At 33.4% G+C, this 25,718-nt stretch carries 25 protein-coding genes; 12 read left to right on the top strand and 13 right to left on the bottom strand.

Annotated features, from left to right (window positions below):
- The first annotated feature begins 7 nt into the window (after nt 1-7).
- The 6 genes from ilvB (at nt 8) to LX78_RS06015 (ending at nt 6,265) form a co-directional block, all read left to right on the top strand.
- Nucleotides 8-1,702, top strand: coding sequence for a biosynthetic-type acetolactate synthase large subunit (ilvB, locus tag LX78_RS06040; protein WP_109681743.1), 1,695 nt, complete (start codon nt 8-10; stop codon nt 1,700-1,702).
- Between the two features lie 7 nt (nt 1,703-1,709).
- Nucleotides 1,710-2,252: an acetolactate synthase small subunit gene (gene ilvN, locus LX78_RS06035; RefSeq protein ID WP_109681742.1), complete on the top strand. Its 543-nt coding sequence runs from the start codon at nt 1,710-1,712 to the stop codon at nt 2,250-2,252.
- Between the two features lie 14 nt (nt 2,253-2,266).
- Nucleotides 2,267-3,310, top strand: a complete 1,044-nt coding sequence (gene ilvC / locus LX78_RS06030) for a ketol-acid reductoisomerase (protein ID WP_109681741.1) — start codon at nt 2,267-2,269, stop codon at nt 3,308-3,310.
- Nucleotides 3,310-4,554, top strand: coding sequence for a threonine ammonia-lyase IlvA (gene ilvA, locus LX78_RS06025; protein WP_109681740.1), 1,245 nt, complete (start codon nt 3,310-3,312; stop codon nt 4,552-4,554). The genes ilvC and ilvA overlap by 1 nt, the downstream gene beginning before the upstream one ends.
- A gap of 198 nt (nt 4,555-4,752) precedes the next feature.
- Entirely contained in the window at nt 4,753-5,070 is a 318-nt protein-coding gene (locus tag LX78_RS06020; RefSeq protein ID WP_185117701.1) for a hypothetical protein, read from the top strand.
- A 136-nt stretch (nt 5,071-5,206) separates the two neighbouring features.
- Nucleotides 5,207-6,265, top strand: a complete 1,059-nt coding sequence (locus LX78_RS06015; RefSeq protein WP_109681739.1) for a serine hydrolase domain-containing protein — start codon at nt 5,207-5,209, stop codon at nt 6,263-6,265.
- 125 nt (nt 6,266-6,390) lie between these two features.
- Here LX78_RS06015 and LX78_RS06010 read toward each other — a convergent pair whose 3' ends face one another.
- The 7 genes from LX78_RS06010 to LX78_RS05980 all read right to left on the bottom strand — a co-directional run bounded on the left by LX78_RS06010 (nt 6,391) and on the right by LX78_RS05980 (nt 13,009).
- Nucleotides 6,391-8,769 (bottom strand): TonB-dependent receptor domain-containing protein, encoded by a 2,379-nt coding sequence (locus LX78_RS06010; protein ID WP_109681738.1) that lies wholly within the window; start codon nt 8,767-8,769, stop codon nt 6,391-6,393.
- A 265-nt stretch (nt 8,770-9,034) separates the two neighbouring features.
- A complete protein-coding gene (locus tag LX78_RS06005; RefSeq protein ID WP_109681737.1) occupies nt 9,035-9,646 on the bottom strand; it encodes a hypothetical protein in 612 nt (203 codons plus the stop codon).
- 11 nt (nt 9,647-9,657) lie between these two features.
- Nucleotides 9,658-10,041, bottom strand: a complete 384-nt coding sequence (locus LX78_RS06000) for a hypothetical protein (protein WP_109681736.1) — start codon at nt 10,039-10,041, stop codon at nt 9,658-9,660.
- A 24-nt stretch (nt 10,042-10,065) separates the two neighbouring features.
- Complete coding sequence (locus LX78_RS05995) at nt 10,066-10,758, bottom strand: CPBP family intramembrane glutamic endopeptidase (protein WP_109309481.1); 693 nt, start codon at nt 10,756-10,758, stop codon at nt 10,066-10,068.
- Between the two features lie 66 nt (nt 10,759-10,824).
- Entirely contained in the window at nt 10,825-11,985 is a 1,161-nt protein-coding gene (locus tag LX78_RS05990) for an MBL fold metallo-hydrolase (protein ID WP_109681735.1), read from the bottom strand.
- A gap of 38 nt (nt 11,986-12,023) precedes the next feature.
- Complete coding sequence (locus LX78_RS05985) at nt 12,024-12,446, bottom strand: LIC_13387 family protein (RefSeq protein WP_109681734.1); 423 nt, start codon at nt 12,444-12,446, stop codon at nt 12,024-12,026.
- 11 nt (nt 12,447-12,457) lie between these two features.
- On the bottom strand, nt 12,458-13,009 hold the full coding sequence (locus LX78_RS05980) for a TetR/AcrR family transcriptional regulator (RefSeq protein WP_109309484.1): 552 nt from the start codon (nt 13,007-13,009) through the stop codon (nt 12,458-12,460).
- Nucleotides 13,010-13,426: 417 nt separating this feature from the next.
- Between LX78_RS05980 and LX78_RS05975 the strand changes: the two genes are divergently transcribed.
- The 3 genes from LX78_RS05975 (at nt 13,427) to LX78_RS05965 (ending at nt 15,816) form a co-directional block, all read left to right on the top strand.
- Nucleotides 13,427-13,633, top strand: a complete 207-nt coding sequence (locus LX78_RS05975; RefSeq protein ID WP_109681733.1) for a hypothetical protein — start codon at nt 13,427-13,429, stop codon at nt 13,631-13,633.
- A gap of 33 nt (nt 13,634-13,666) precedes the next feature.
- On the top strand, nt 13,667-14,221 hold the full coding sequence (locus LX78_RS05970; RefSeq protein ID WP_109681732.1) for a hypothetical protein: 555 nt from the start codon (nt 13,667-13,669) through the stop codon (nt 14,219-14,221).
- Nucleotides 14,222-15,009: 788 nt separating this feature from the next.
- Nucleotides 15,010-15,816, top strand: a complete 807-nt coding sequence (locus LX78_RS05965) for a DUF1853 family protein (RefSeq protein ID WP_109681731.1) — start codon at nt 15,010-15,012, stop codon at nt 15,814-15,816.
- A gap of 44 nt (nt 15,817-15,860) precedes the next feature.
- Here LX78_RS05965 and LX78_RS05960 read toward each other — a convergent pair whose 3' ends face one another.
- The 3 genes from LX78_RS05960 to LX78_RS05950 form a co-directional block, all read right to left on the bottom strand.
- Nucleotides 15,861-16,859 carry an NADP-dependent oxidoreductase gene (locus LX78_RS05960; RefSeq protein WP_109681730.1) on the bottom strand — a complete coding sequence of 333 codons (999 nt, stop codon included), beginning with the start codon at nt 16,857-16,859 and terminating at the stop codon, nt 15,861-15,863.
- 83 nt (nt 16,860-16,942) lie between these two features.
- Nucleotides 16,943-17,794 carry a universal stress protein gene (locus LX78_RS05955; protein WP_109681729.1) on the bottom strand — a complete coding sequence of 284 codons (852 nt, stop codon included), beginning with the start codon at nt 17,792-17,794 and terminating at the stop codon, nt 16,943-16,945.
- Nucleotides 17,795-17,935: 141 nt separating this feature from the next.
- On the bottom strand, nt 17,936-19,495 hold the full coding sequence (locus tag LX78_RS05950; protein ID WP_109681728.1) for a DEAD/DEAH box helicase: 1,560 nt from the start codon (nt 19,493-19,495) through the stop codon (nt 17,936-17,938).
- A gap of 174 nt (nt 19,496-19,669) precedes the next feature.
- On the opposite strand from LX78_RS05950, the gene LX78_RS05945 reads away from it, so the two are divergent.
- Nucleotides 19,670-20,227 (top strand): pseudouridine synthase, encoded by a 558-nt coding sequence (locus tag LX78_RS05945; RefSeq protein WP_245881485.1) that lies wholly within the window; start codon nt 19,670-19,672, stop codon nt 20,225-20,227.
- Here the strand turns inward: LX78_RS05945 and LX78_RS05940 are convergent.
- Nucleotides 20,217-20,906 carry a hypothetical protein gene (locus tag LX78_RS05940; RefSeq protein WP_109681727.1) on the bottom strand — a complete coding sequence of 230 codons (690 nt, stop codon included), beginning with the start codon at nt 20,904-20,906 and terminating at the stop codon, nt 20,217-20,219. The genes LX78_RS05945 and LX78_RS05940 overlap by 11 nt on opposite strands.
- A 575-nt stretch (nt 20,907-21,481) precedes the next feature.
- On the opposite strand from LX78_RS05940, the gene LX78_RS14990 reads away from it, so the two are divergent.
- Entirely contained in the window at nt 21,482-21,613 is a 132-nt protein-coding gene (locus LX78_RS14990; protein WP_281267905.1) for a hypothetical protein, read from the top strand.
- A gap of 52 nt (nt 21,614-21,665) precedes the next feature.
- Here the strand turns inward: LX78_RS14990 and LX78_RS05935 are convergent, their stop codons facing one another.
- Nucleotides 21,666-22,097, bottom strand: coding sequence for a 3D domain-containing protein (locus LX78_RS05935; protein ID WP_170109804.1), 432 nt, complete (start codon nt 22,095-22,097; stop codon nt 21,666-21,668).
- Nucleotides 22,098-22,195: 98 nt separating this feature from the next.
- Here LX78_RS05935 and LX78_RS05930 point away from each other — a divergent pair, with 98 nt between their 5' ends.
- A complete protein-coding gene (locus tag LX78_RS05930) occupies nt 22,196-23,509 on the top strand; it encodes a dipeptidase (protein WP_109681726.1) in 1,314 nt (437 codons plus the stop codon).
- A 110-nt stretch (nt 23,510-23,619) separates the two neighbouring features.
- On the opposite strand, the gene LX78_RS05925 is transcribed toward LX78_RS05930, so the two are convergent.
- Nucleotides 23,620-25,626 carry an alpha-ketoacid dehydrogenase subunit alpha/beta gene (locus tag LX78_RS05925; protein WP_109681725.1) on the bottom strand — a complete coding sequence of 669 codons (2,007 nt, stop codon included), beginning with the start codon at nt 25,624-25,626 and terminating at the stop codon, nt 23,620-23,622.
- Between the last annotated feature and the right edge of the window lie 92 nt (nt 25,627-25,718).

The raw sequence follows: 25,718 nt of genomic DNA, 5'->3' as shown, positions 1-25,718 counted from the left end.
ACAAGAAATGAAAACAACAAAAGTAACAGGCGCACAAGCCGTCATGAAATCGTTAGTAGCCGAACAAGTGGATACGATATTTGGGTATCCCGGAGGCGCTATCATGCCTATTTATGATGCTTTATATGATTATGAGCATATGGTAAATCATATTCTAGTGCGTCACGAGCAAGGTGCTATTCATGCAGCTCAAGGTTATGCCAGAACCTCCAATAAAACAGGTGTGGTGTTTGCCACTTCAGGTCCTGGAGCTACCAATTTAATAACCGGTTTAGCCGATGCTTTAATAGATTCTACCCCTTTGGTTTGTATTACTGGACAAGTGGCTTCCCATCTTTTAGGGACTGATGCTTTTCAGGAAACAGATGTGGTTGGGATATCGATGCCAATTACCAAATGGAATTGTCAGGTAACCAAAGCCGAAGAGATTCCTGCTGCCATTGCTAAGGCTTTTTATATCGCACAATCTGGTCGGCCTGGTCCTGTATTGATTGATATAACCAAGGATGCCCAATTTGGGGAAATGGATTTTAAATATGAATCCTGTACATCTATTCGAAGTTATCATCCGAAACCCAAGTTGAGAAGACTAGTTGTGGAAGAAGCAGCTACTTTAATTAATCAAGCCAAAAAACCTTATTTATTAATTGGGCAAGGCATTATGTTATCGAATGCAGAATCCGAATTGCTAGCCTTTGTTGAGAAGTCAGGAATTCCTGTAGCATCTACATTATTAGGATTAGGAGCTTTTCCACATCATCATTCGCAATATGTTGGCTTTTTAGGCATGCATGGAGATTATGCTCCAAATGTAAAAACCAATGAATGCGATGTGCTTATTGCTATCGGGATGCGTTTCGACGATAGAGTTACTGGAGATGTGTCTAGGTATGCCAAGCAAGCCAAAGTGGTTCATGTGGACATAGATGCTTCCGAATTGAATAAAATAATTAAAACGGAAGTTGCAGTACATGGCGATGCCAAGGAAGCATTGACATTATTGACTGAATTGGTTCAAGAAAAGCAACATACGGACTGGCTGCAAGAGTTTAAAGATGCTAAAAAAGTTGAAGTGGACACCTTAAAGGAAAGTGCCAGAGACTTACAGTCTGAAGAATTGAAAATGGATGAAGTGATTAAAATGCTATCAGATCTAACAAAGGGAGAGGCTATTGTTGTCACAGACGTGGGACAGCATCAAATGATGACGGCACGCTATTATGAATACAACAAAACAAAAAGCAATGTGACATCTGGAGGTTTAGGGACTATGGGCTTTGCGCTTCCAGCAGCTATAGGAGCTAAGTTTGGAGCTCCAGATAAACCTGTAGTAGCCATTATTGGAGATGGAGGGTTTCAAATGACACTACAAGAACTGGGTACGATTTTACAAAGTGATGTGGATGTTAAAATCATCATTTTAAACAATCGGTTTCTTGGCATGGTACGCCAATGGCAACAACTATTTTTTGAGAAACGCTATTCCTTTACGAATATGGTAAGTCCTGATTTTGTAGCACTTTCTAGAGCTTATAGTATTGAAGCCAAGAAAATTGAAGCACGAGCAGATTTAAAAGATGCATTATTAACCATGTTAAATCATACAGGCTCTTATTTATTAGAAGTAATGGTTGCCAAGGAAGAAAATGTGTTTCCTATGATGACCACAGGAGCCTCAGTATCAGAAGTCCGTTTAAACTAATTAGATTATGAAAAAAACATATACCGTATCGGTCTTTACCGAAAACAGCATTGGGATGATGAATCGTGTAACCATCATCTTTACCCGAAGACATTTGAATATTGATAGCATCACAGCCTCCGAATCGGAAGTAAAAGGGGTGTTTCGATATACCATTGTTTTAAGAACAACTAGAGAGCAAGTAGATAAAGTGATTGGTCAACTTGAAAAACTCATCGATGTATTTAAAGCCTTTGCACACGAAGAATCTGAAGTGGTACATCAAGAAATTGCCTTGTACAAGATTAAAACAGGGACATTAACCAATGGGGATGTTGAAAAGGTGATTCGGGAACATCATGCAAGAATCCTTACAGTGGACCCTGAATTTATGGTCATTGAGAAAACAGGACATGTAGTAGAAACCCAATGGCTCTTTGAAAAACTACAACCCTTTGGTGTGCTGGAATTTGCACGCTCCGGACGCGTAGCAGTTACCAAACCCATGAAGGAGTTTAGCACCTATTTAGAAGAACTAGAAGAATTAAATAACAGATTAATAACAAATTAAAAAACACAATAATTATGGCAACAATAAATTTTGGAGGCGTTCTTGAAAACGTGGTAACACGCGAGGAATTTCCAGTACAAAAAGCACAAGAGGTATTAAAGAATGAAACGGTAGCCGTTATCGGTTATGGGGTTCAAGGTCCAGGACAGGCGTTGAACCTAAGAGATAATGGGATCAATGTGATTGTAGGTCAACGTAAAGGAACAGGCAGTTGGAAAAAAGCTTTGGCTGATGGCTGGGAAGAAGGTAAAACCCTTTTTGAACTGGAAGACGCTTGTAAAAAAGCGACTGTGGTTTTGAATTTACTTTCAGATGCTGGACAAATACAAGCTTGGGATGGCATGAAAAACCATTTAACCAAGGGAAAAGCTCTTTATTTCTCACACGGTTTTGGGGTGACTTTTCATGAAAAAACTGGGATTGTACCTCCCAAGGATATCGATGTGGTATTAGTGGCACCCAAAGGTTCTGGAACCTCACTTAGAAGTATGTACTTAAAAGGCCAAGGGCTTAATTCAAGTTATGCTGTGTTTCAAAACGCAACTGGAAAAGCAGAGGAACGCGTATTAGCCTTAGGGATTGCTATTGGTTCAGGGTATTTGTTCGAAACCACATTTCAAAAGGAAGTCTATAGCGATCTTACTGGAGAACGTGGCATCTTAATGGGTGCCATTGCAGGCGTTTTTGAAGCGCAATATAATGTGCTTCGTCAACGTGGGCATACACCAAGTGAAGCCTTTAATGAAACCGTTGAAGAATTGACTCAAAGTTTGATGCCACTTGTAGCAGAAAATGGGATGGACTGGATGTTTGCCAATTGCTCGACCACAGCGCAACGTGGTGCCCTGGATTGGAAAGGGAAATTTCGTGAAGCTACAGAACCTGTTTTGAATGAATTGTATGACAGTGTGCTATCTGGCAAGGAAGCAGAAATAGTTATTGAAGCCAATAACAAACCAGATTACCGAGCAAAATTAGAAGAAGAGCTAAATCTGATGAAACACAGTGAATTGTGGCAAACAGGCTTAGAAGTACGAAAATTAAGACCGAAGAAATAATGGCATTATTAGAAAAAGTATATGAAGCCAGAGAGCGTATTAAAGACGTGGCAACACATACACCCTTAATGAAAAACGAAAACTTGAGTGAGGAATTTCTCGCTCAAGTTTGGTTGAAACGAGAAGATTTACAACCTGTACGCTCTTACAAATTAAGAGGAGCCTACAACAAAATTGTGTCGCTTACCGATGAAGAAAAATCAAAAGGGGTGGTTTGTGCCAGTGCTGGAAATCATGCACAAGGTGTGGCATATGCCTGCAATAAATTAAATATCAAGGCAACGATATTTATGCCTGTTACTACACCACCTCAAAAAACAAAACAGGTCAAACTCTTTGGGAAAGATAAAGTAGAAGTGGTTTTGAAAGGAGATACGTTTGATGAATCCTTTCACGAAGCAAAGCGTTTATGTAAGGATATGGGAGGAATCTTTATTCATCCCTTTGATGATGACAAAGTAATTGCAGGACAAGGGACAATAGCTTTAGAATTATTAGAAGATGCCAGAACACCCATTGATTATCTATTTATCCCTATTGGTGGAGGAGGTTTAGCAGCTGGCCTTATTACGGTATTTAAACAATTAAGTCCCAATACCAAAATAATTGGTGTGGAGCCAGCTGGTGCACCTTCCATGACAAACTCTATCGAAAAAGGCATCAATACAACTCTGGAACATATAGACAGGTTTGTTGATGGTGCAGCTGTAAAACGTGTGGGTGAAAAAACATTTGAGATCTGTAAGGATAACCTGGAAGATATAGTGCTTGTTCCAGAAGGAAAAATATGCACCACCATTTTGCGTATGTATAATGAAGAAGCTATCGTGGTGGAACCTGCAGGAGCATTAACAATTGCTGCTCTCGATTTATATAAGAAACAGATCCAAGGAAAACACGTGGTGTGTATTGTTAGTGGCAGTAATAACGATATTACCCGTACCGAAGAAATAAAAGAACGCTCGCTGTTGTACGAAGGCTTGAAGCATTATTTCCTCGTGCAATTTCCACAGAGACCAGGCTCATTAAAGGAGTTTGTGAATGCTATTTTAGGTCCAGATGATGATATTACTTATTTTCAGTTTTCTAAAAAAAATAACCGTGAAAGTGGTCCTGCTGTTGTAGGGATTGAGTTGAAAAACCCAAATGATTTCAAAAAAATAGAAACCCGATTAAAACAAAGAACATTTAATTATCAATACTTGAATGATAATGCCGATTTATTTACCAGCCTTATTTCATAAGTTAACTTATTAGCAGGCTGGTTCAACTTTGTATTAAGGGTTATTAATTGCGATTTAAGGTTAGTATTGTATATTAGCCCAACCAATTTAAACTACTTATGAAATCTCTGTTTTCTTTACTCTTTATTTTATTCAGTATTGTTATTATTCAAGCACAATGGACGTGAAACATATCTAACCAATCAAATACCTGTAGATATGATATATCCATTACTCTTTGGGATTACCTATTGTTTAGTGATGGCATATTTCCTAAAGAAAATAAACAAACTTAATGCACCGTTTATGTATCTATGTGTTTTGCCAATTATTGCAGGAATTGCAGATTATTTCGAAAACATAGGAATTATCGTAATGCTAAACAGTTATCCAGATATTACTGAAACTACAGTTAGTACTACCAACATGTTTTCAATTATAAAAAGCGTTTCTACTAGTGTATTCTTTATTTCTTTAATTTTAATCTTAATACTAGTTGCTATTAAATTTCTCAAGAAATCAATGAGCACCACTTAAAAAAGACCTTATACTAATTGGTCTATAAAGAGTTTTAAAGATCTAAATCATTTCATCCATACTATTTAACAGTTGGGTAATTCATAATTTATTTTTATTGCAATCTGAAATATATTTGTAGTCTAATAATCATAGTATGAACAGCAAAATCAGTAAAACCAAACTTATGTTACGTATAGCCTTATTAGTTGGAACCATTGTATCGTTATGGTTTGTGCCTTGGATATTAGTAAAGGCATGGATTAGACCTTTACCTAAAACAGTACAAGAACAAGTAGACCAAACATTGAGTTATGGTTTTGATGGTGTAATTGTTTATGTAGATCAAGCTGGCAAACCACCAGCTTTCTATACAGCAGGTTATCACAACCGCGAGAACAAGATACCAGCCAAGCCTGATGCCTTATTTAAAATTGGTAGTATTACTAAATTATATTTAGCTGTGGCTACAACTAAATTAGTTAAAGACAATAGATTGTCTTTAGATAAAACCCTAGGCGATTATTTGCCTGAGCTTGCAGAAAGAATTGAATATGCAGATAAAATCACCTTGAGAATGCTGTTACAACATAGGAGTGGCATTCCTAATTTTACTGACCATCCTGGTTATTGGAATAACCCACCTAAAACCCAAAACGAAAAACTTGAATTAGTACTTGACTTACCAGCTAACTTTAAACCTGATAAAAAATATGAATACTGCAACACGAATTATTTATTGCTTGAAAAAATTATTGATAAGGTTTTAGGGTATAAATTTAGCATATATATCAAGGACGAAATTTTGATACCTCTTGAACTCAACAATACGTTTAGCTCGCTTAGTGAAGTTAAAAATATTGATGAATTAATGAGTGGATATTATGTAGGAATTGATGAGGATTTAAAGACCAATGATTATGGCATGAATGGTTATGGTTCAATGATAGCTTCAGCACAAGATGTTGGTATATTCTTAAGGGCATTAAACGATGGCACAGTGTTTAATGAAGGGGAACAGGAACTATACTCTTACGTTTATGAACATGGAGGTCTTATTCCTGGTTACCAATGTATGGCAGAATATCATAAAGACATTGATGCAGTGGTTATACAGTTTATGAATACCACAGATTTTACAGGCTACCAATGGAATTTGCTTCAAATAACATATAACCGTGTTGTAAAAATCTTACGTAAAGCAAAGGATTTGTGAACATTAAATAGTAATAACCCAGTCGTGACAACTCTTAAACTAATATGTAAATGCAATACAACAAGATAATCTAGAACATTTTAATGATTTGCTTACTAATTCTCAAGGAAAAATAATTGAATAATCTACCTGCGCTGTCCAGAAAATTGCATGGCTTCACCTTTACCAAAACCATAGCTAATTCCAAAATTAACAAAACGACCACGTTGGCGACTGTTATATAAATAAAAATCTGGTTCAGAGGTTACCGTTTCATCCACACGAGTCGCAAAGACATCGCGAATACTTAAATTTAGGATAATACGTCCTTTTACTATTTTTTTTCTAACTCCTAGATCTACAAAATTTATAGCAGAAACCTCCTGCTGTAAGGTTTTGTATTTGGAATTATAGTTTTCAGAGATTTCAAAATCAAAATCAGCTGGGAGTTTAACTTTTGCAGTTAGGGTAGTCGACCATCTATTGCCTGTAAAATCAAACGACTGTAATTCAAAATAACCATTTCTATCAAAATAATTAAAGTTAAAATCCCCATTAATTGTCAACCAATCTAACGGACGATACTTCCCATTAGCCTCAAAACCTGTAGTGTTGTTAGTACCTACATTTTCAGGTCTGGAGATGCTTACATTGTTTTCAGAAACGGTAATGTATTCTATAACATCTGTGGTGTACCAATGATACAAACTCATACTAAAAGAGAGCTTGTCAAATTTCTGAATGCCAGTTAGCTCATAAGAATTGGTATATTCTGGTTGTAATTCAGGATTCCCTTCAGAGATACTATAATTATTCCTAATATTAGAAAAAGGATTTAACTGCCTTAAACTGGGTCTGTTTATACGACTTGAATATCCCAGTTGCAACGAAAAATCATCAGATACGTTATAAGAAGCGTATGCACTTGGAAATAGATTAGTGTAATTCTGATTATCAGTTTCGTTGGTAGTTTCCAATAAGGTATTAATAACGGTGTTCTCTAAACGCAACCCTAATTTAAAACCCCATTTGTTAGCTTCATAAGCAGCTGTAGTATAAGCAGCAAACACATTCTGATTTAAATCAAAAATATTGGTTAAAAAAGGATCTTCAACCCAAACACCTCCTGTAAAATTAGACACAGCATAATCATTAGACACCTTGTTAAGGGTGTATTGCGATCCTATCTCTAAAGTGTAATATTCTAAAAAAGGATGGGTATAATCTAATTTAAAAATGTAATCCTCTAACTTATAATCGGTTCGAGATTCCTGTCTAAAGCTATCCATATCCCCAAAGATGGTTGTATTATTAAATTCGGAGGTCTGGTCTTTACGGAAATAGTTTCCCATAGCGCTAAACAATAACGTTTGATCTTCGTGACGCTTAAAATCGCTTTTGTATTGTAGCTCGTAACGTATTTTTGGGTTGGTAGCTTCCGTATTTTCATTTCTATTCCATTGGTCAGTAATGGCATTGGTAGCATCCGTTTGGTAGAATTCTGAAAAAGCCGTTTGATCTTCAACTTCATAGGCATAAGAACCAGACAAGGTAATCACATTTCTATCATTGATATAATAATCGGCACCAATAAGAATATTCCCAAACTTTTCATCAAACTCACTGTCACCAATGTTTGTAATGGTAATATCATCTATTAAATCGGCATTTATAGATTCAAATTCAGTAGGGTAGGTCCGTATTCCAAATCCTAACTGACTAAAAAGGTTGAATTTCTCAGTACGTTTATTAACACTTAAACCAAAGCTATTACTATTAGGAACACCAACATTTAAGGTGGCAGAACCATTTAAGCCTCGTTTTTCAGATTTCTTAAGAATAATATTTATAATACCCGAAGTACCTTGAGCATCATATTTAGCAGAAGGGTTGGTAATAACCTCAATACTTTCAATCATATCAGCTGTTATAATACCTAGCGCACTACCATCATCACCAGCTAAAACCGAAGGTTTCCCATTAACAAGTATTTGTACACCTTCATTCCCACGCAAACTAATAGCACCTTCAATATTAACACTAACTGAAGGCACATTATTTAATACTTCTAGAGCACTGGCACCAGAGGCGCTTAAATCTTTACCTACATTAAAAATGCGCTTATCCAATTTAAAAACTGTTTGAGAAGTTTCAGCTTGAATCAACACTTCATCCAGACCTTCTAATTGGGGTTCCAATAGAATCGTTTTTAAATCAATACTGTTGTTAACCGTGTTAAAAGTACGAATGCTTTTGGTGCTATAACCAATAAAACTAATGTCTATATAAAAATGGGTGGCATCCGTTTGTAATGAAAATCGCCCATCTTGAGCAGTAATAGTCCCTGTAATAGCTTCTTTTGTTTGAGAATCAACTATGGCAATAGTAGCATATTCAATAGGTGCATTGCTTTGGGTGTCTAAAACAAGACCCGTAATGCTTAGCTTGTCGTTTTGTGAAAAACTCATCATTTGGTGTAAAAACATAAAAATAAAAGCAACATAAAAAGACCGGATGTGAGACATAAATAAGGGTTCAAATTTTAAAATAGCAAATATAGCGAATAGCAGATAAGATATATCATCTTAAAGAGAAAGACAACCACAAGGTTTCTAACACTTGTCAACCTGAACCTGTTTCAGGGTCTTGTTATACAAAGAGTTTGTGTAGAGCATGTCGAACCATAGGAGGGAAGTGAAAATCGAACTTGTGAGATTCTCTAATTCTTTAAAATAAAATAAGTGCGCATGAATAATGTGTGTGGAATGACTAATAATATATCTTATACATTTAAGTAAACAAATTATATTCTTTTGGAATTTCTACGCCATTAAATCCATTTGTTAGCCCATAAAGTATAGCTATAGCTACAAAAATTCCAATGATTAGAATGAAATACGCTTGTTTGTTAGGTAACATTCCAAATATACGAAGCTTCATTATTTTAAAATGTACAGCAGCAACATGCCCAAAAAACGAGAAGATAGCTAAACCATAATAAGGAATAAAAAACAAACTCAAAGGAAATATGTTGAGACCAGCAACTCCAAAATAAAAGTTGGTGTCTAAATTTAAAATAAGCCTACCTGACAATATTGCACTAACGTGGATTACTAAAAAAAACGCCAAATAAAGCCCTGACCAAATATGCAGTTTTTCAAAAAAACCTGAAGCAGTTCCACGTTTTTTTGAGAACAGTTTTACCCCAGTAATTATTTGAACTGCAACAGACAAAAGCAAAATGGTTTCGGCAAATACATTTCTATAAACAATTCTTAATTTCTCCATCAATTCAATATGAGCGTTTGGACCAAATAGGCTATACAAATGATTGAATAAGTGAAAGCCAACAAAAATGGATAGGATAATTCCAGAGAAGTAATGTAGTTTCTTTGTGGTCATTTTAAACTGTTTTAAGTTCCAATTATCAATACTATTCCTATGGCTAAAAGTACAAGCCACCCTGGATGTTTTCCTTTAGTTCCAATGAGAACCAATAACGATGATAAAAACATAGTTAAGCCAATTGTATTAACTATAAAGTCAATTAACTGTGATTCTTCTAAAATTGAAATTTTTATCAATATGGCTCCAAGACACCAACCAAAAACTGTAGCCAGATGCCAGGTTGCCCAAAGGATGCGCACATGCCTTTCCTTTAATTCTATGGTTTCTTTTGTAGGAACTAATTTTTCTTTATTTCTTATGTTTTTAAAAATCAAGTATTCACCAAGGATTGAGTGAGCAATTCCTAATAGAAAGCATAAAATTCCAGCTATGAAAAAGTAGATGTTCATTTATCTAATGTTTTTGTGGATTCCTTAGTTCACAACGCCACCAGTAATATAAAAAGCTGTTAAACTAATGGTATTAATAATTAAATGAGCCAATATAACTGGGAAAAACCTTCTTTTTGCAATTAAATAAATACTACCAAAAATAAGCGCTATAAATGTAGTTGTAATGATTCCTGCGATTCCTTGGTAGATATGCAACATACCAAATATTATGGCGTGAATTACCATAGCTGCTATCCAACCAATTTTATTTTTACCAAATACATCAGTAAGGCGATTGAGTAGAAACCCTCGCATTAATAATTCCTCTCCTAAAGCAGCACCAATCCAAACAACTGTTACAAGGTAAGTGATGAAGAGTATGGGGTTTCCAAGAAAAAACTGAAACCTATCGGCAACATCTGACGGTTTTTCCAATCCGAAGTGAGTAAGAATTGGGTCTAAAATAAGTCCCATTAGGAGGAATACAATAATCACTGTTAAGAAAGCTAATCCGATACTAGTAAGCCACTCTCGTTTCCCTTTTGGTAAAACCAACCCCAAATCTCTCCAAGTGGTTTTTCTTCTCCTCATAAAAATAGTGGCTATAAAAATGGCAGACCATATTGCTATAGAACCAGCACCATTGATTTCAAAATAATCTGCAATCGATTTAATTGCAAGCATTATGGCTAATACACTAATAATCTCTAGTACGATGTTGACTTTATTTTTCATGCTTGATGATTGATTATGCGTTTTTTGAAGATGTAATAATGTTACGACGGTAAGTTTTGATGCTTGTTACTTTCTTTTTGCTGTTAAACGTTCTTTTCCATTAAAGAAAACAAATTGTGTATTGGTGGCATCAAAGGTTAAATACTTATTTGGAAATTGTCCTTTTATATGGAATTTGGTTTCTAAAATCGGGACAATTTCATACATGTAATTGCCTTCACTTCGTAAAATCAATGTGCCGTTTTGAAGAATAATTTCATCAACTTGACCATTTTCATATTGATAAATACCTTCATAATTTTTTAAGGCATTAGCGTTAAGCTCAATGGTATCAACAAAATCAACAGCTATTGTTTTGTCTATGGTACGTTGGATGTTTTGTTTAGACACATCCTTACCATCATTAAAAACCATACTCAATTGTTGTATTTGTGCATCATCAGCAATGGCATCAGAATTTTTCCCTTCACTGTGAAGTTGTTTGATTCTGCTCATCCATTTTACCGAGCTTTCTCTATAAGTAGTAAGTTCATTTTTGGTGATGTTCAAATTTCCGTGAGCTGGTACTATAGCAGTAGTTGCATCTCCAAGAGCCAATGCTTTGTCAATGATACTTAAATGCCCTTTACTGCCACCACCATAATAAAAATGTGGAAAGGAATTGGTCATATAGGTATCTCCCATGAATACAACATTATTGCTTTTAAAGTGCACCAAAACGTCATCAAAAGTATGTGCAACAGTATGGTAAAGTTCTATTGTTTCATTACCCAAGTTCAATGTATAAGTGTCTTTAAAAGTAACATCGTAAGTTGCATTTGTATATTTAGTATTTTCCTGTGAAATAATGGTTGCTCCTAAATCCTTAAAAAACGTATTTGCACCACTATGATCCATATGATGATGGGTGTTGATGACATATGTAACAGGTTTTTCAGACAGTTGTTTTATGGCGTTCAACAATTGTTCTTGATTGTTGTTTCCTGTCATTGGGTCAACTAAAAGAATCTCCTTCTCGCCAATATAAACGCCAACATTGGTGTTATAATTTGGATTTTTTAGGATGTATAAATTGTCTGTTATTTTTTGTTGGATAAAATCTGAATGCTTTGTAGTCTTACTTTCAGTTTGTGTTGTTTTGTTGGTTTCCTTTTTTGTTTTAGCTTCTGTACATGAGCTATTAAGGATTATAAAAATAGTTAATGAAAGAGTTTTAAGGTATTTCATAGGTTTCTAGTTTTTAATAATAGTAATGATGTATTTCTTTATGCTGTAAATATGATGCTATAGGATAATAAGTAACATATTAGAGTAATAAATGCTCCAATAAAAGGTACATTAAACCAATATTTCTTTCCAAGCCAAACATAAAATCCAGCTATTAATATATTTAAAAGGAAAAAGAAATGGTCTGATTGTAAAACATCAAAATACTTGAAGGCTATATATAGATTTATAATGCCAAAAAACAGCACTCCCATACTATGACTTGCATTAAAGCCAATCCATGCTTTCCATATGGTAGTGCGTTTAGTTAATATTGGGTAAGATGACTTCATTTCTACAATAACATTTTGGTTTCTTGAAGAAAACATATTGGTAAAGAATGTATAGGTTAAATGAATGCCTCCTAAAATAAAAAAAATTAAAGCGCCTATAAGCCATAAATACTGTGCAATAATTGTCATGGTTTTTTATTTTATATGTCAATAATTTGTTCAATCTCTTTTTTTACTTCTGTCATATATTTACTATCCAGTTCTTTATAGCGCGTCATTTCATAAAAACCGATTAAATGCTTGTAGAGCAACGATGCTTTAATCTTTGCCTCTTTGTCCTTATAGCCATTTTCTTTCAACAATTCTTTTACATACTCAATTCTTTGATTATCAACATCGTCAATGATTTTTGAAATCATTTTGTCCTTAACAGCGTATCTTTTTAGGTAAAAAACAAAGTCTAAATACGGCATCTTGCTATAGGTTATCTCTATGAGTGTATTTAATTTTTGGGACGCATTATCTTCGGCACTTGTGATTTCAATGATTTTTTTCGTTTTGTTTTCTACCCAATAGTTAACCATCTGCCTTATAAATTCCTTTTTGGTCTTAAAATGCCAATAAAAACTGGATTTATTACAGTTTAGGTTTTTAGCCATATTTTCAACCACTATGCCAGAAATTCCTTTTTCAGAAAACAATTTATAGCCAAGCTTTAACCAATCTTTTTTTTGTGCAACTATTTTAGGCATCTTATTAGACGTTAACGTTTAGTAAGCAAATGTAAATTATTTATTGAACGTAACCGTTTATAAAAATGTTAATATTTTTATAATTCTAATTGTTTCCACCATCATATTCAGATTTTAATTTATACAATCTATAAGTGTTGAAAGAAGAAAAACTTGAAATAATAAATGAACGACCTCATAAAATTTTGGTAAAACAGGAGTTTAAATTATTGCTTAACACATCAATTATTTAAATCTGCAAGTTGATGTGGCTGGGTAGTGAGCGTCCAAATTTTAGGCTATCCAAATACAATGATCCTATGGATACAACACATATTAATCAACTAAACATTCTACCCAAGGCATTTTAAGAAACCTTTAATAACACAGTCCCTGTCTTTTTAGTAACTTAGAGTAACACAAACAACTCCAAATCAAATGCCTAAGCAAAAAGGAATTATAAAAATCCATGGGACTTTAAACGGGATCTGTTATTATCCACTTCATGGGGTGTATCTGTCTCGTGTAGCTACAGGGCCTTCCAGAAAACGCATCCTTACAGACCCAGCCTTTGCAAATGTAAAAGCAAACAACCAGGAGTTTGGTATGGCTTCCAAACTCTCAAAAGCCATTAGAACAGGCTAGTCAGAAACAGCAAAAAACTTTCAGGACACCTATATGGCAAGTCGCTTATCGGGTGTGTGTCGTAAAATCATTCAAAAGGGGAGTGGAACGTTAGGAGAAAGAGAGGCTTATATAGGCAACAACCCTCAGGCACTAATAGGTTTTCAGCTCAACAAACAGGTTGTTTTCAATCAAGTATATACAGCAAAAACAATAGTTACAAGTCATAACAACAGACGTATAATAACCATAAACATACCTAAAAGCAGTGTTTTTCACCTTAAAAAACAGCCAAAAAATGCCACACATTTTCAGCTAATTGGGGCACTTAGTTTGGTATCAAAGTACAAATATTCGCCAAACAAAAAAACATACCATCCCATGTCTCTAAAACAAAATGCTTTAGGCATAAGCAAAAACACCGAGCCTTTATTATGTAAAATAGAACATACAAACCTGCAAATCCAACTCCAGACACCTGTAACAACACAGCTTCAATCAAATGTTTCTATAACAGTTTGGCTTGGCATTCAGTATCTAAAACTTGAAGGTTTGGAATATTATACCTATAAAAGCCATAAAGCCATGCAGTGTATCGGCCTGCTTTAACCCAGCATAAACAAAAGCTTTCTTAAGGGTTCACCCGTAGTAACTCCGGGGTAAAGCCATGTCTGCTTCGGGTTAAAGTCGGGGAAACCTCGAGTGAAAGTTATATCAGACTAAGAATAATTAGGGAATTCAGCATAATTATAATAAATATGATAAGAAGGTTTTTCAAATCTATCATCAAAGTGTTTGTACATAATGTTTCAATGACGTTTTGTTTATTAAAAGAAATTTTATAATTCTCCTTAAAATTCCAAATCCACGAGAATCGCGTATTTAAAAAATTATGGATGATTGTATGGAATAATCAAATTATACGGAAAGTAAAAACAATGTATATAATACTATAAACATTCTGAGATATTTTAAAAAACATAAAAAAGCTTTATAATATGAATGATGTGTGTAATTATAACTTATGAATATAAATAAACACTTGGTCGTAAAATGACTGTAACATAATTGTTGACGATATAGAACACTAGCGTGTCACTATATCTACAATTATGTTAAATACACAGTATTCGCCATTTTACTCATACTATACATTTGTACTATAATTTATATTATGTAAAATAGAAATTATCAATTAGCACTTCTACTAGTCATTGTATATAGTTTTATTAATACTAAATCTATAAACTGAATAGTATTTAAAATAGAATATTTTAACACACGCCTCTATATAGAGGTTTTAATCAAAAAAAGAATTTTTAACGCCATACAGATAGTTCTACAACTTACCTTGTTTATATTTATACCTTTAAAATTATGTTATCTGTTTGTAAGAAATGAATTCGAATTTAAATTTACAATACCAAGGCTATTTAAAAACACCCAATCTTTGGAACGGTCATTTGGTATATAACTTACAGCAATTAGAATGTATTTCAGAAATAAATTCGAGTTTTAACGAAACACTTCCTAAAAACATTCGTTTGGGAAAACGTGTGGAACAATTTGTTTTCCATGAGTTAAAACAACTTCCCCAAATTTCTATACTAGCAGAAAATTTACAAATCCAACAAGAAAAAAGGACTTTAGGCGAAATGGATATGTTACTCTTAATGGATAACAAACCCATTCATTTAGAAATTATCTATAAGTTTTATGTGTATGATGATACTGTTGGTACTACCCAATTAGACCATTGGATTGGTCCAAACCGTAAAGACAGTTTGGTAGAGAAATTAAACAAGCTAAAAAATAAGCAGTTGCCACTGCTCTATCTTCCTGAAACCCTAACATACCTGCAAAAACACAACTTAGAAATTGAGAAAATAGAGCAAAACGTCTTGTTTAAAGCGCAATTATTTGTTCCATATAACATAAAAACAATAGACTTTAAACCTATTAATCCTGCTTGTATTGCTGGGTTTTATTTAAAAAAAGAGACCTTAATAGCCTTTGATAATTGTAAATTTTACATACCAAGTAAAGCGAATTGGTTATTAGAAACTCAAGTCCAATCTAATTGGATGACATACGATACTTTTTTAATTAAAGTGCATCTTATTTTAGAAAAACAGACATCTCCTCTAGTATGGATTAAGCATCCAAATGGCGAAATAAATAAATGTTTTATTGTTTGGTGGTAAAAGTTTCCAATTGTAACTTTAAATTATAAGTAATATATAAAAGGTTATTCTATAACTTTTAAAACGAGTTTTCCCTTTTTATCTCCTGAGAACAGTCGTATAAAGGTTTTATGAAAATTCTCAATACCTTCGTAAATATCTTCTTTACTTTTTAGTTTACCTTCCATAAGCCACTGTCCCATGTCTTTTGCAGCTTTACCATAATTTGGTGCATAATCCATAACAATCATTCCTTGCATGGTAGCTCTATTTACCAATAAAGACATATAGTTTTTAGGTCCTTTTACTTCTTCTAAATTATTGTATTGAGAAATGGCGCCACAAATAACAACTCTGGCATGCATACGTAATCTGGATAAGGCTGCTTCAAGAATCTCTCCTCCAACATTATCGAAATACACATCGATGCCTTTTGGACAGGTTTCTTTAACAGCATCGAAGATGTTTTCAGATTTATAATCTATGGTAGCATCGAAACCTAGTTCGTTTTTAAGATAATTACATTTGTCTTTTCCACCAGCAATGCCTACCACGTAACAACCTTTTAGTTTAGCTATCTGGCCAACAATACTTCCTACTGCTCCAGCAGCAGCTGATACCAGAACAACATCTCCTGCTTTAATTTTTCCAACTTCCAGAATTCCAAAATATGCAGTCATTCCAGGCATACCTAAAGTGCCTAAATACATTGGCATAGGAGCTAATTTGGTATCTACTTTATACCACGTTTTTTCTGTACCAATGGCATATTGCTGAACGCCTCCCCAACCCGTTACAGTATCTCCAATATTAAAATCTGCATGATTCGATTTAATGATTTTTCCTATAGAACCAGCTCTCATAACATCTCCAATAGCTATGGGTTCGATGTATGATTTAGAGTCGTTCATCCAACCACGCATGGCAGGATCTAAGGACACATAATATTGTTGTACTAAAAATTCTCCATCAGAAATAGTTGGAATTGGATTGGTTTTTAAAGTCCAAGTTGATGCGTCAGGGAGTCCTTCAGGACGCTTTACTAAAATAAGCTGCTTGTTCATACATATAGATTTCTCTATAAAAATACAACTTCTTAATTCATTCTAGTAAAATGAGTACTAAAGTTAGTCGCTTTTTTTATGTTTTAAAACGCACTGTGATTGAATATAATTAATGGCACATTAATATGACTACTAATAGACTTGCTATTACTTTTTCTAAATAAATTTTCAAAGAAACTACGTTTTTTATTGATAATACAAAGCATTCCTAAATTTCTACTTTCACTAAAAACACGAATTCCTAATTCTACAGCAACATCTGTTATGCGATAAAAGTCCATAGGTAGTGGATTTAAAGCCATTTCTAGAGCAAGTTTATTTGCACGTAATTCGGTAGTCATTTCTCCATTTTTATTAACAATATGTACTAGAGAAATCCTAGACGCATTGGTTGTAGCGATTTCTTTTAATAAATCGAGTTCATTTCCATAATTACCAATACTAAAATCGGATGCAAATCCAATTTCCAACATATCTTTAGAAAGCGAATTTTCTGGTACAGCAATAATTGTACAGGTTTGCTTATTAATTAAGTTTGCCGTATTGCTTCCAATAGTCATTTCTTTAATACCACTAGCCCCTTTTGTTCCAAGAATTACGACATCGCAATTTAATTTTTTAACTGTTGAATGAACAGCACTTAAAAAATAATCATGAACAATCATTGTTTCGAATGTATGCTTATTGTTTTTAGGAAGTTCATGAATTTTGTCTAATTCTTTTTCTAATTCTAAATTAGATTCATTAAGCCTCGATTTAATAATAGCATCATAGGCTCTTTTGGAAGAAACACCTGTAGATGGTGCAGAAACTAAAGGTTCTAGCGAGTGCATGATGTAAAATGTACAGGCTTGATCTTTGAATAATTTTAAAGCATAAAGGGTGGCTTCCCAAGAATTTTCAGAAAAATCTGTTGGCAGTAATATCTTTTTCATAGGTTATCTATTTAAAACTTAAAGATACTGTTTATTTATAAAACATTTATTGACATTTGTCACTTTCGAAGAAAGAAATTCTTAAAAGTAACTGGTGTAAATTGAGTTAATTTGAATAAATAAAATGCCTAAACTAAGTTCCTAAGTTTCAGCTGGTCTGCCATGAATTTCTTCAAATACTTCATCGAAATTACTACGCAAATAGGCTCTTAGTTTCATTCGGTAATCGTTTTTTAACCATTCTACAAAGTTAAAAGTACTCTTACTAATGCATTTGGTATAACGATGAATTCTGTAGTCAATATCATCGCCTAGTTTTTTTGCAAGATCTAGTGCATCATACAAATCTTCGCTATTTTCAATGCATATTTTAGCATGATGTTCTATAGAACGCTCTAAAACCACTTTTGAAGATTCGCCACTTCTAACAGCATCTATATAGGTTTCTTTAATATTAAAATAAACAACATCTGAATTAGAAAACTCAGCTCTTAATTCATCTGGCATTTCATACCTAAAAGTATCTTCTAAGTCTTCATCACTTAAAATATTGTCTAAATAGAAATTTGGTGATTTAAAAATACGTTGCCAATCTAAATCTGCTCCCCAAGGTCCAAAACGATGGAGATTATTACCCAAATCTATAACTGTAAAGGTGTTTTTGTTGTGTAAAATACGAGATCCACGACCTATCATTTGGTAATATAGTGTCAAAGATTTTGTTGCTCTATTTAAAATAATAGAATCTACAGTAGGTTCATCGAATCCAGTGGTTAGAATACTTACAGAAGTAAGAATAGCATCTGGAGTATCTCTAAACCATTTTAATATTTTACGTCTTTCTTTTTTTGTATTGGTATTATCTAAATGTGCTACTGGATATCCTGCAGAACGAAAGGTATCATATACATGTAAAGAAGTATTAATACCATTATTAAAAATCAGTGTTTTCTTTCCTTTAGAACGCTCTTCGTATGCTTGCATTAACTTCGTAAGCATGTCGTTATTAGTGTATAAATCTTCAGAAGATTTAACAGTATAATCTCCATTAGCACCAACAACCAAAGAGGTTAACCCTACATTGTATGAAAATATTTCGGCTTGAGATAAAAACTCGTTATTAATTAAAGACTCTATAGTTTCGCCAACAATTAACTCATTATAATTGTCTTTCATTGGTAGCTTAATATTCGAGCTTAATGGTGTTGCAGTAACTCCTAAAATGAAAGATTTTTCGAAATACTTAAATAATTTGGTAAACGAATTGTAATGAGCCTCATCAATAATTACCAAACCAATATCTGAAATATCCAGTTTATCTTCTTGCAAACGGTTATTTAAAGTCTCAACCATTGCCACAAAACAACTGTATTGAGATTGGTCGTCTAGATTAGCTTTACTGCTTACTACTTTATTATCTACACCAAATTCCTCAAGCATGCTCGATGTTTGTCGGCATAACTCTATTCTGTGAGTCATAACTAACACCTTTTTTTTATGGTGTTTTAAATATTGTCTAACTATTTCAGAAAAAATAACAGTTTTCCCACCACCTGTTGGTAGTTGGTATAGTAAGTGATAATCTTCAGGAGCTTCTTCAAAGCATTTAAAAATCTTATCGATAGCGCCTTTTTGATAGCTATATAGGTTTTTACCGACTTGTCTGTCTTCTAACTCAAGAGATGTGATGGTTTTACTCATAAAAATTTTGTGATGTGCAAAAATAAGTTCTTTTCTAGGTTTTTATAGCTTAAAACAGAAATTTATTCTCAAGTTTTTTTAACATTTGTAGTTAATAAGATTCTAGAATGAGATTCAATTTTATATTAATAAACTCTAATGTTTTCTTATATTATGTCCAAGACTAAAAATCACATGCATTTTAAGCTCTATAAGCCTTATGGATATTTAAGTCAGTTTGTTAATAATCAGAATAAAAGGCGAAATAAAAAGCTTCTAGGTTCCATTATTGAAGCACCAGATAATTTGATGGCTATTGGTAGATTGGATGAAAAATCTGAAGGTTTACTCTTATTAACTACCGATGGTAAAATGAGCGATTATATAAGAAGCTCGAAAATTGAAAAGGAATATTATGTTATGGTTGATGGTTTAATTACTACTGAAGCCATAGAGAAACTAAAAAAAGGCCTTGAAATTTCTATAGATGGAAAGCCATATCTTACTAAAGCTTGTAAAGCTTTTCTTATTGAAACTGCACCTAAAGTTCATGAACGCTATGTTAGAGACGAAAAACATGGACCAACAAGTTGGCTTTCTATAACACTTACAGAAGGAAAATTTAGACAAGTAAGAAAAATGACAGCTGCTATCGGGTTTCCAACTTTACGTTTGGTTCGTGTAAGAATTGGTAATTATAATATTGATGAGATGCAACCTGGAGACATTAAAAAAATAGAACCTACTCTTTAATAACTATAAGTGTGGCTTTAACTCCTGTTGCTAAATTCCACTGGCTTGAAGCAATGATATTTCCAGAGCTATCCAGAATTTGAAGTTCGGCTGTATTTGGACCAGAATCTCCTTGATTTAATGCCTGAAAATCTATTTTATTAAATCCTTCAACCAAATCTAATTGAAACCCTTTAAAAGAAGACTGTAAAAGGACATTTGCCATTACCACATCGTCATTTACAAAGACTCTCACTCTGTCACCATCAGGATACATATGATCTCTATATATAACATTTACTTTAGAAACTCCTGTTTTAAAATCTCCTAAATATTGATTGGTTGTACTGCCATTCTCTCTGGAACCTGCCTCTTCTTTAGTGTATTTAGTATGCTTATTTAACTGATTTGAATAGAGTTCGGCTGGATTACCAAACTCTTCACTTCCAAACATGGAAAACTCTTTTTCGTTAGAATTAGATAAAGGGTTTTGTTTTGGTACTGACAAACCATTAATTCTATCTGAATCTGCATTACTTAGTCCATTGTTTTCAATTGGCTTAGATTCTAGAAGCGTATTACTCTCACTTCCATCCTTGCTTTCTTTTGCTGGTATAACAGTCGATTCGTTTCTATTATCTATTTGAGAATACATAGACATAGTAACTAAACAAAAGAAAATGAAGCAAAAGTTTTTCATACAGTATCGTTAATTTTTATAACGGTTTATAAAACCAAATGTTGTTAGACAAAAATCGTTCCTAAAAAATACAAATCCAATTTTTTATTAAAACTTTAATTAAAATTATTAGAAAACAATATAATTCCTAACCTTAACCTACTCTATTTGTGTTAAATATTGTTAAATATCTATTATGTTATGCATAGTACTGTAACAATTTTAAAATTGTGTCGTCTATTTAGTATCAATCAATCTTTAAAACTTAAAATTATGAGAACTTTAAACAGTAACCAAGTATCAGAGAGAATAAGTACAAGTAATAGTTATGCTTGGAACAGTAAGAGAAGATACAGATAAGCGTATCTAAATTAAAATTCATCAATCAAAAAAAATCAAGAAATCATGAGAACATTAGACAGTAACCAAGTAACAGAACGAGTTAGTACAAGTAAAAGTCATACTTGGAATAGTAAAAGAAGATACAGATAAGTGTATTGAAGATAATTATCAATCTTCCTTTGTTAGCCTATAACATAGAGATAGCTAGGAAGGTTGAATGTTTTATAAGATCAATCAATCAAAAAACAAATATTATGAAAGCAGTTATTAAAATTTCTAGAGATTCTTTCGAGAAGGTAAAACATCTTTCGGTTAACAAACTCATTCCGAAGTTTAATAACTCAAATGATGGCCTCTGGACAGGTATTAAGCGATATTCGCATTAATTGAATTGGGACAGTAAGTGAAAAGTCAACATAAATATGTTGGCTTTTTTTATTAATTATTTTTAGATGCTGTTCTTGTTTCTTCTTCCTCTATAACTCCATATTGGATGTTCAATTTTTTTCTTCCCCATTTCTTAGCAGCTTTAACATCTTCTCCCATGTAAATGTCTATTTTATTTTTCCATCGATAATGCATTTTATCTTTTACTAAATAAATACCTTCAAGGCCTTCTATTTTAACAGGTGTATTATAGGTTAGTCCCAAAGCTTGTAAATCTCTAGAAACCGCAATATATTTTAAACCAGGTTTTAAACTGTCGCCAAAAGCAGTAATTTGTGGATTATCGTTTGTTTGATATGCTAATGAGTTATATGCAGTTACAGTAACCTTTATAGTTTTCCATGTATAAGGATCTTCGACAGTTGATGTACAACTGGAATTCCATATTACTATTAATAAGGATAGAAATATTTTGATTATCATTTTTTAAAACATTCAGAATAAATATACAACATTTATATATAAATAAAATTTGAACTTCTTTTTTGTAACTTCACATCTTAAACCAACCAAACAAACATATGAAAACCAATCTTTTAACTTTAGTGATTCTAATAACATGTTTTTCTTGTAAGAAAGATGTGAAACAAACGGACGATTCTAATATGAAAAACGATTCCCTAGCTTTAATCGAACGAGCTAAAGCAATTCATGAACGTGTGATTACACTTGATACTCATGATGATATTGAAGTAAGTAATTTTACAGATTCCATTAATTATACCCAAGATTTAAATTCACAAATAACATTACCAAAAATGAAAGCTGGAGGCTTGGATGTGGCTTGGTTTATAGTTTATACAGGACAAGATACATTAACTGATGAGGGTTATAAAAAAGCATATGATAATGCCATGTCTAAATTTGATGCCATCCATAAATTGGTTGAAGATTTTGCTCCAGATCAAATAGAATTGGCATTAACCTCTGATGATGTTAGACGCATCAATGCTTCTGGAAAGAAAGTGGCCATGATTGGAGTTGAAAACGGTTATCCAATAGGTTTAGATATTTCGAATGTTGAAAAATTCTATAATCTTGGAGCTCGATATATGTCCTTAGCTCATAATGGACACAGTCAGTTAAGTGACAGTCATACTGGTGAAGCAGATGGTGTTTGGCTAAATAAAGGGTTAAGCGACTTAGGCAAAGAAGTAATTGTAGAAATGAATCGTTTAGGTATGATGGTAGATGTCTCGCATCCATCTAAAGAAGCTATGAAACAAATGATTGAACTGACTAAAGCGCCAATAATAGCATCTCATTCGGCAGCTAGAGCATTAAGTGATGAAAGTAGAAATCTGGACGATGAACAATTACAATGGATGAAAGAAAATGGTGGTGTTATACAAGTAGTTGCTTTAGATGAATATATAAATACAAAAAAAATGGCAACAAGAAATGCTGAAATATTTAGCATTCAAAAACAAGTAGCAGATTCGTTAGGTGTCAAGTGGTACGCTTCTAAAGAAGAAGTTATGGCTTTAGACCATCATGAGCAAGAGATTTTCTTTGGATATTATAAAAAAGTGTTAGACTTAGCAAATGCTAAAGCAAATATTATAGAAGGCTTCCCTCCTAACGTGAATGTAGCAGATTTAGTAGATCATATAGATTATATTATTGAAAAAATTGGAATAGAACATGTTGGTATTAGTAGTGATTTTGATGGTGGTGGCGGTATTGAAGATTGGAATGATGCGTCCGAAACCTTTAATGTAACTTTGGAATTGGTAAAACGTGGTTATACTGAAGAAGAGATTGCCATGATATGGAGTGGGAATTTGTTACGTGTGCTAGATGATGTTCAAGCCTATGCTGAAACTTTAAAATAAAATTCTTAGTGGTCTGTTCAAGCGCAGTCGAGAACTCAATTCAATTTTCTCGCTTTAAAATCTCGACTGCACTTGACCAGGCATTAATTAAAAAGAATTTGTAGCGTTTATTAATACTCCAACAACTCCTTCAAAGCAGCTTCAAACTTCCCTTTAGCTAAATATTGAACTTCCAATTGATTGATAAAAGGAATAGGTGTTTCCATACTAGCCACACGTTTAACAGGTGCATCTAAATATTCGAAACAGTTTTCCATAAGCATAGAAGAAATATCTGAAGCAATACCACCAAATAAGGAATCTTCTTGTAAAATAATAGCACGACCAGTTTTCTTAACTGACGCATAAATACCTTCTTTATCTAATGGTTGCAAAGTTCTTAAATCCAGTAAGTCTGCTTGAATGTCTGGATTGTTTTCTAAAGTCTCTAAGGCCCAATGAACTCCAGCACCATAAGTTATTATCGTTACTTGGTCACCTTCTTTTAAAAGAGATGCTTTTCCAAAAGGTAATGTAAAATAATCTGTAGGAACGTCTTGTCTAATACTTCTATACAACGCTTTGTGTTCGAAAAATAGCACAGGATTTGGGTCGTTAATAGCAGTTGCTAATAAGCCTTTAGCATCGGCTGGAAATGCTGGATAAACTACTTTTAATCCAGGTGTTTTAGTAAACCAAGCTTCGTTTGTTTGAGAATGAAAAGGACCAGCAGCAACTCCTGCTCCACAAGGCATTCTAACTACCACATCTGCTTCTTGGTTCCATCTGTAATGAGATTTCGCTAAATAATTAACTACCGGATTAAACCCAGACGTTACAAAATCGGCAAACTGCATTTCTACAACACTTTTCATTCCTGCAATAGATAAGCCCATTCCAGCTTCAACAATGGCAGATTCGCAGATAGGTGTATTTCTAACTCTGTCTTTCCCAAATTGATCTACAAAACCATCAGTTATTTTAAAAACGCCACCATATTCAGCAACATCTTGACCCATAATAACTAAGTTATCATGTTGCTCCATAGATTGTTTTAAACCTTCAGATATGGCATCTATTAAACGTAACTCGTTAGTTTTTGAATTTTCTTTAACTCCTTTATATTCAAATGGTTTGTAAACATCATTTAATTCTTCACTTTCATTAGGAGTAATTGCATCTTCATCAAATGCCATTTGAAGATGTTCATTAATCTCATGAACAATGTCTTGTTTAAGAGTCACCTCTAACTCTTCAGTTAAAATATTTTCATCCTTTAAAAAAGCCTGAAAATTTTCAAGAGGATCTTTTTTAGCCCAAGCATCCATTAGGTCCTGAGGCACATATTTGGTACCACTAGCCTCCTCATGTCCACGCATTCTAAAAGTTTTAAATTCTAGTAACACAGGACGAGGGTTTTGTCTGATACTTTCTGCAATGTCTCTAACTTTTGTATATACTTCTATAATGTTATTTCCATCTATAATATGAGATTCCATACCATAACCAATAGCACGATCTGCAATATGCTCGCAATTATATTGTTCACTTGTTGGTGTGGATAATCCATAACCGTTATTCTCCACACAAAACATTACTGGCAATTTCCAAACCGATGCCACGTTTAGTGCTTCGTGAAAATCTCCTTCGCTTGTACCTCCTTCGCCTGTAAACACAGCAGTTACTTGTTTTTTACTTTGCAAGTTACTTGCTAAAGCAATACCATCTGCAACACCTAATTGTGGTCCTAAATGTGAAATCATTCCCACAATTTTGAACTCTTGAGTACCAAAATGAAACGATCTGTCCCGACCTTTAGTAAAACCATTGGCTTTTCCTTGCCATTGACTAAATAAACGATATAAAGGAATCTCTCTTGTTGTGAATACGCCAAGATTTCGATGCATTGGTAAGATATATTCATCTTTTTGCAAAGACATAGTAACACCAACAGAAATGGCTTCTTGTCCAATACCAGAAAACCATTTAGACACTTTTCCCTGACGTAAAAGAATGAGCATTTTTTCCTCAATCAATCGAGGCTTAAGCATGTTTTTATATAATTCTAGTAATTCGGTTGAATCTAGATTCTCTTTATTGTATTGTATTTCAGTAGGTATAGACACGTGAGTACTCATAAAAATTGTTTGTCAAATATAGTATAAATTGATAATTCTCATTGAAATTCTTACAATATTTAGTGTTCTTATCTTTATAATGTTTTCGTACA

Source organism: Xanthomarina spongicola, assembly GCF_003148645.1.
GTDB classification, from domain to species: domain Bacteria; phylum Bacteroidota; class Bacteroidia; order Flavobacteriales; family Flavobacteriaceae; genus Xanthomarina; species Xanthomarina spongicola.
Note: the sequence above shows the minus strand (reverse complement) of the source record. Positions and strands in the feature narration are given on the sequence as shown.

Coding starts and splice junctions, on each gene's coding strand:
- ilvB (WP_109681743.1), top strand. CDS start 8: ATGAAAACAACAAAAGTAACAGGCGCACAAGCCGTCATGAAATCGTTA.
- LX78_RS06015 (WP_109681739.1), top strand. CDS start 5,207: ATGAACAGCAAAATCAGTAAAACCAAACTTATGTTACGTATAGCCTTA.
- LX78_RS06010 (WP_109681738.1), bottom strand. CDS start 8,769: ATGTCTCACATCCGGTCTTTTTATGTTGCTTTTATTTTTATGTTTTTA.
- LX78_RS14990 (WP_281267905.1), top strand. CDS start 21,482: ATGAAAGCAGTTATTAAAATTTCTAGAGATTCTTTCGAGAAGGTAAAA.
- LX78_RS05950 (WP_109681728.1), bottom strand. CDS start 19,495: ATGAGTAAAACCATCACATCTCTTGAGTTAGAAGACAGACAAGTCGGT.
- LX78_RS05960 (WP_109681730.1), bottom strand. CDS start 16,859: ATGAACAAGCAGCTTATTTTAGTAAAGCGTCCTGAAGGACTCCCTGAC.
- LX78_RS05980 (WP_109309484.1), bottom strand. CDS start 13,009: ATGCCTAAAATAGTTGCACAAAAAAAAGATTGGTTAAAGCTTGGCTAT.
- LX78_RS05985 (WP_109681734.1), bottom strand. CDS start 12,446: ATGACAATTATTGCACAGTATTTATGGCTTATAGGCGCTTTAATTTTT.
- LX78_RS05940 (WP_109681727.1), bottom strand. CDS start 20,906: ATGAAAAACTTTTGCTTCATTTTCTTTTGTTTAGTTACTATGTCTATG.
- ilvN (WP_109681742.1), top strand. CDS start 1,710: ATGAAAAAAACATATACCGTATCGGTCTTTACCGAAAACAGCATTGGG.
- LX78_RS05990 (WP_109681735.1), bottom strand. CDS start 11,985: ATGAAATACCTTAAAACTCTTTCATTAACTATTTTTATAATCCTTAAT.
- LX78_RS05935 (WP_170109804.1), bottom strand. CDS start 22,097: ATGATAATCAAAATATTTCTATCCTTATTAATAGTAATATGGAATTCC.
- LX78_RS05965 (WP_109681731.1), top strand. CDS start 15,010: ATGAATTCGAATTTAAATTTACAATACCAAGGCTATTTAAAAACACCC.
- LX78_RS06020 (WP_185117701.1), top strand. CDS start 4,753: ATGATATATCCATTACTCTTTGGGATTACCTATTGTTTAGTGATGGCA.
- LX78_RS05975 (WP_109681733.1), top strand. CDS start 13,427: ATGCCTAAGCAAAAAGGAATTATAAAAATCCATGGGACTTTAAACGGG.
- LX78_RS05930 (WP_109681726.1), top strand. CDS start 22,196: ATGAAAACCAATCTTTTAACTTTAGTGATTCTAATAACATGTTTTTCT.
- LX78_RS05995 (WP_109309481.1), bottom strand. CDS start 10,758: ATGAAAAATAAAGTCAACATCGTACTAGAGATTATTAGTGTATTAGCC.
- LX78_RS05925 (WP_109681725.1), bottom strand. CDS start 25,626: ATGAGTACTCACGTGTCTATACCTACTGAAATACAATACAATAAAGAG.
- ilvC (WP_109681741.1), top strand. CDS start 2,267: ATGGCAACAATAAATTTTGGAGGCGTTCTTGAAAACGTGGTAACACGC.
- LX78_RS05955 (WP_109681729.1), bottom strand. CDS start 17,794: ATGAAAAAGATATTACTGCCAACAGATTTTTCTGAAAATTCTTGGGAA.
- LX78_RS06000 (WP_109681736.1), bottom strand. CDS start 10,041: ATGAACATCTACTTTTTCATAGCTGGAATTTTATGCTTTCTATTAGGA.
- LX78_RS05945 (WP_245881485.1), top strand. CDS start 19,670: ATGCATTTTAAGCTCTATAAGCCTTATGGATATTTAAGTCAGTTTGTT.
- ilvA (WP_109681740.1), top strand. CDS start 3,310: ATGGCATTATTAGAAAAAGTATATGAAGCCAGAGAGCGTATTAAAGAC.
- LX78_RS05970 (WP_109681732.1), top strand. CDS start 13,667: ATGGCAAGTCGCTTATCGGGTGTGTGTCGTAAAATCATTCAAAAGGGG.
- LX78_RS06005 (WP_109681737.1), bottom strand. CDS start 9,646: ATGACCACAAAGAAACTACATTACTTCTCTGGAATTATCCTATCCATT.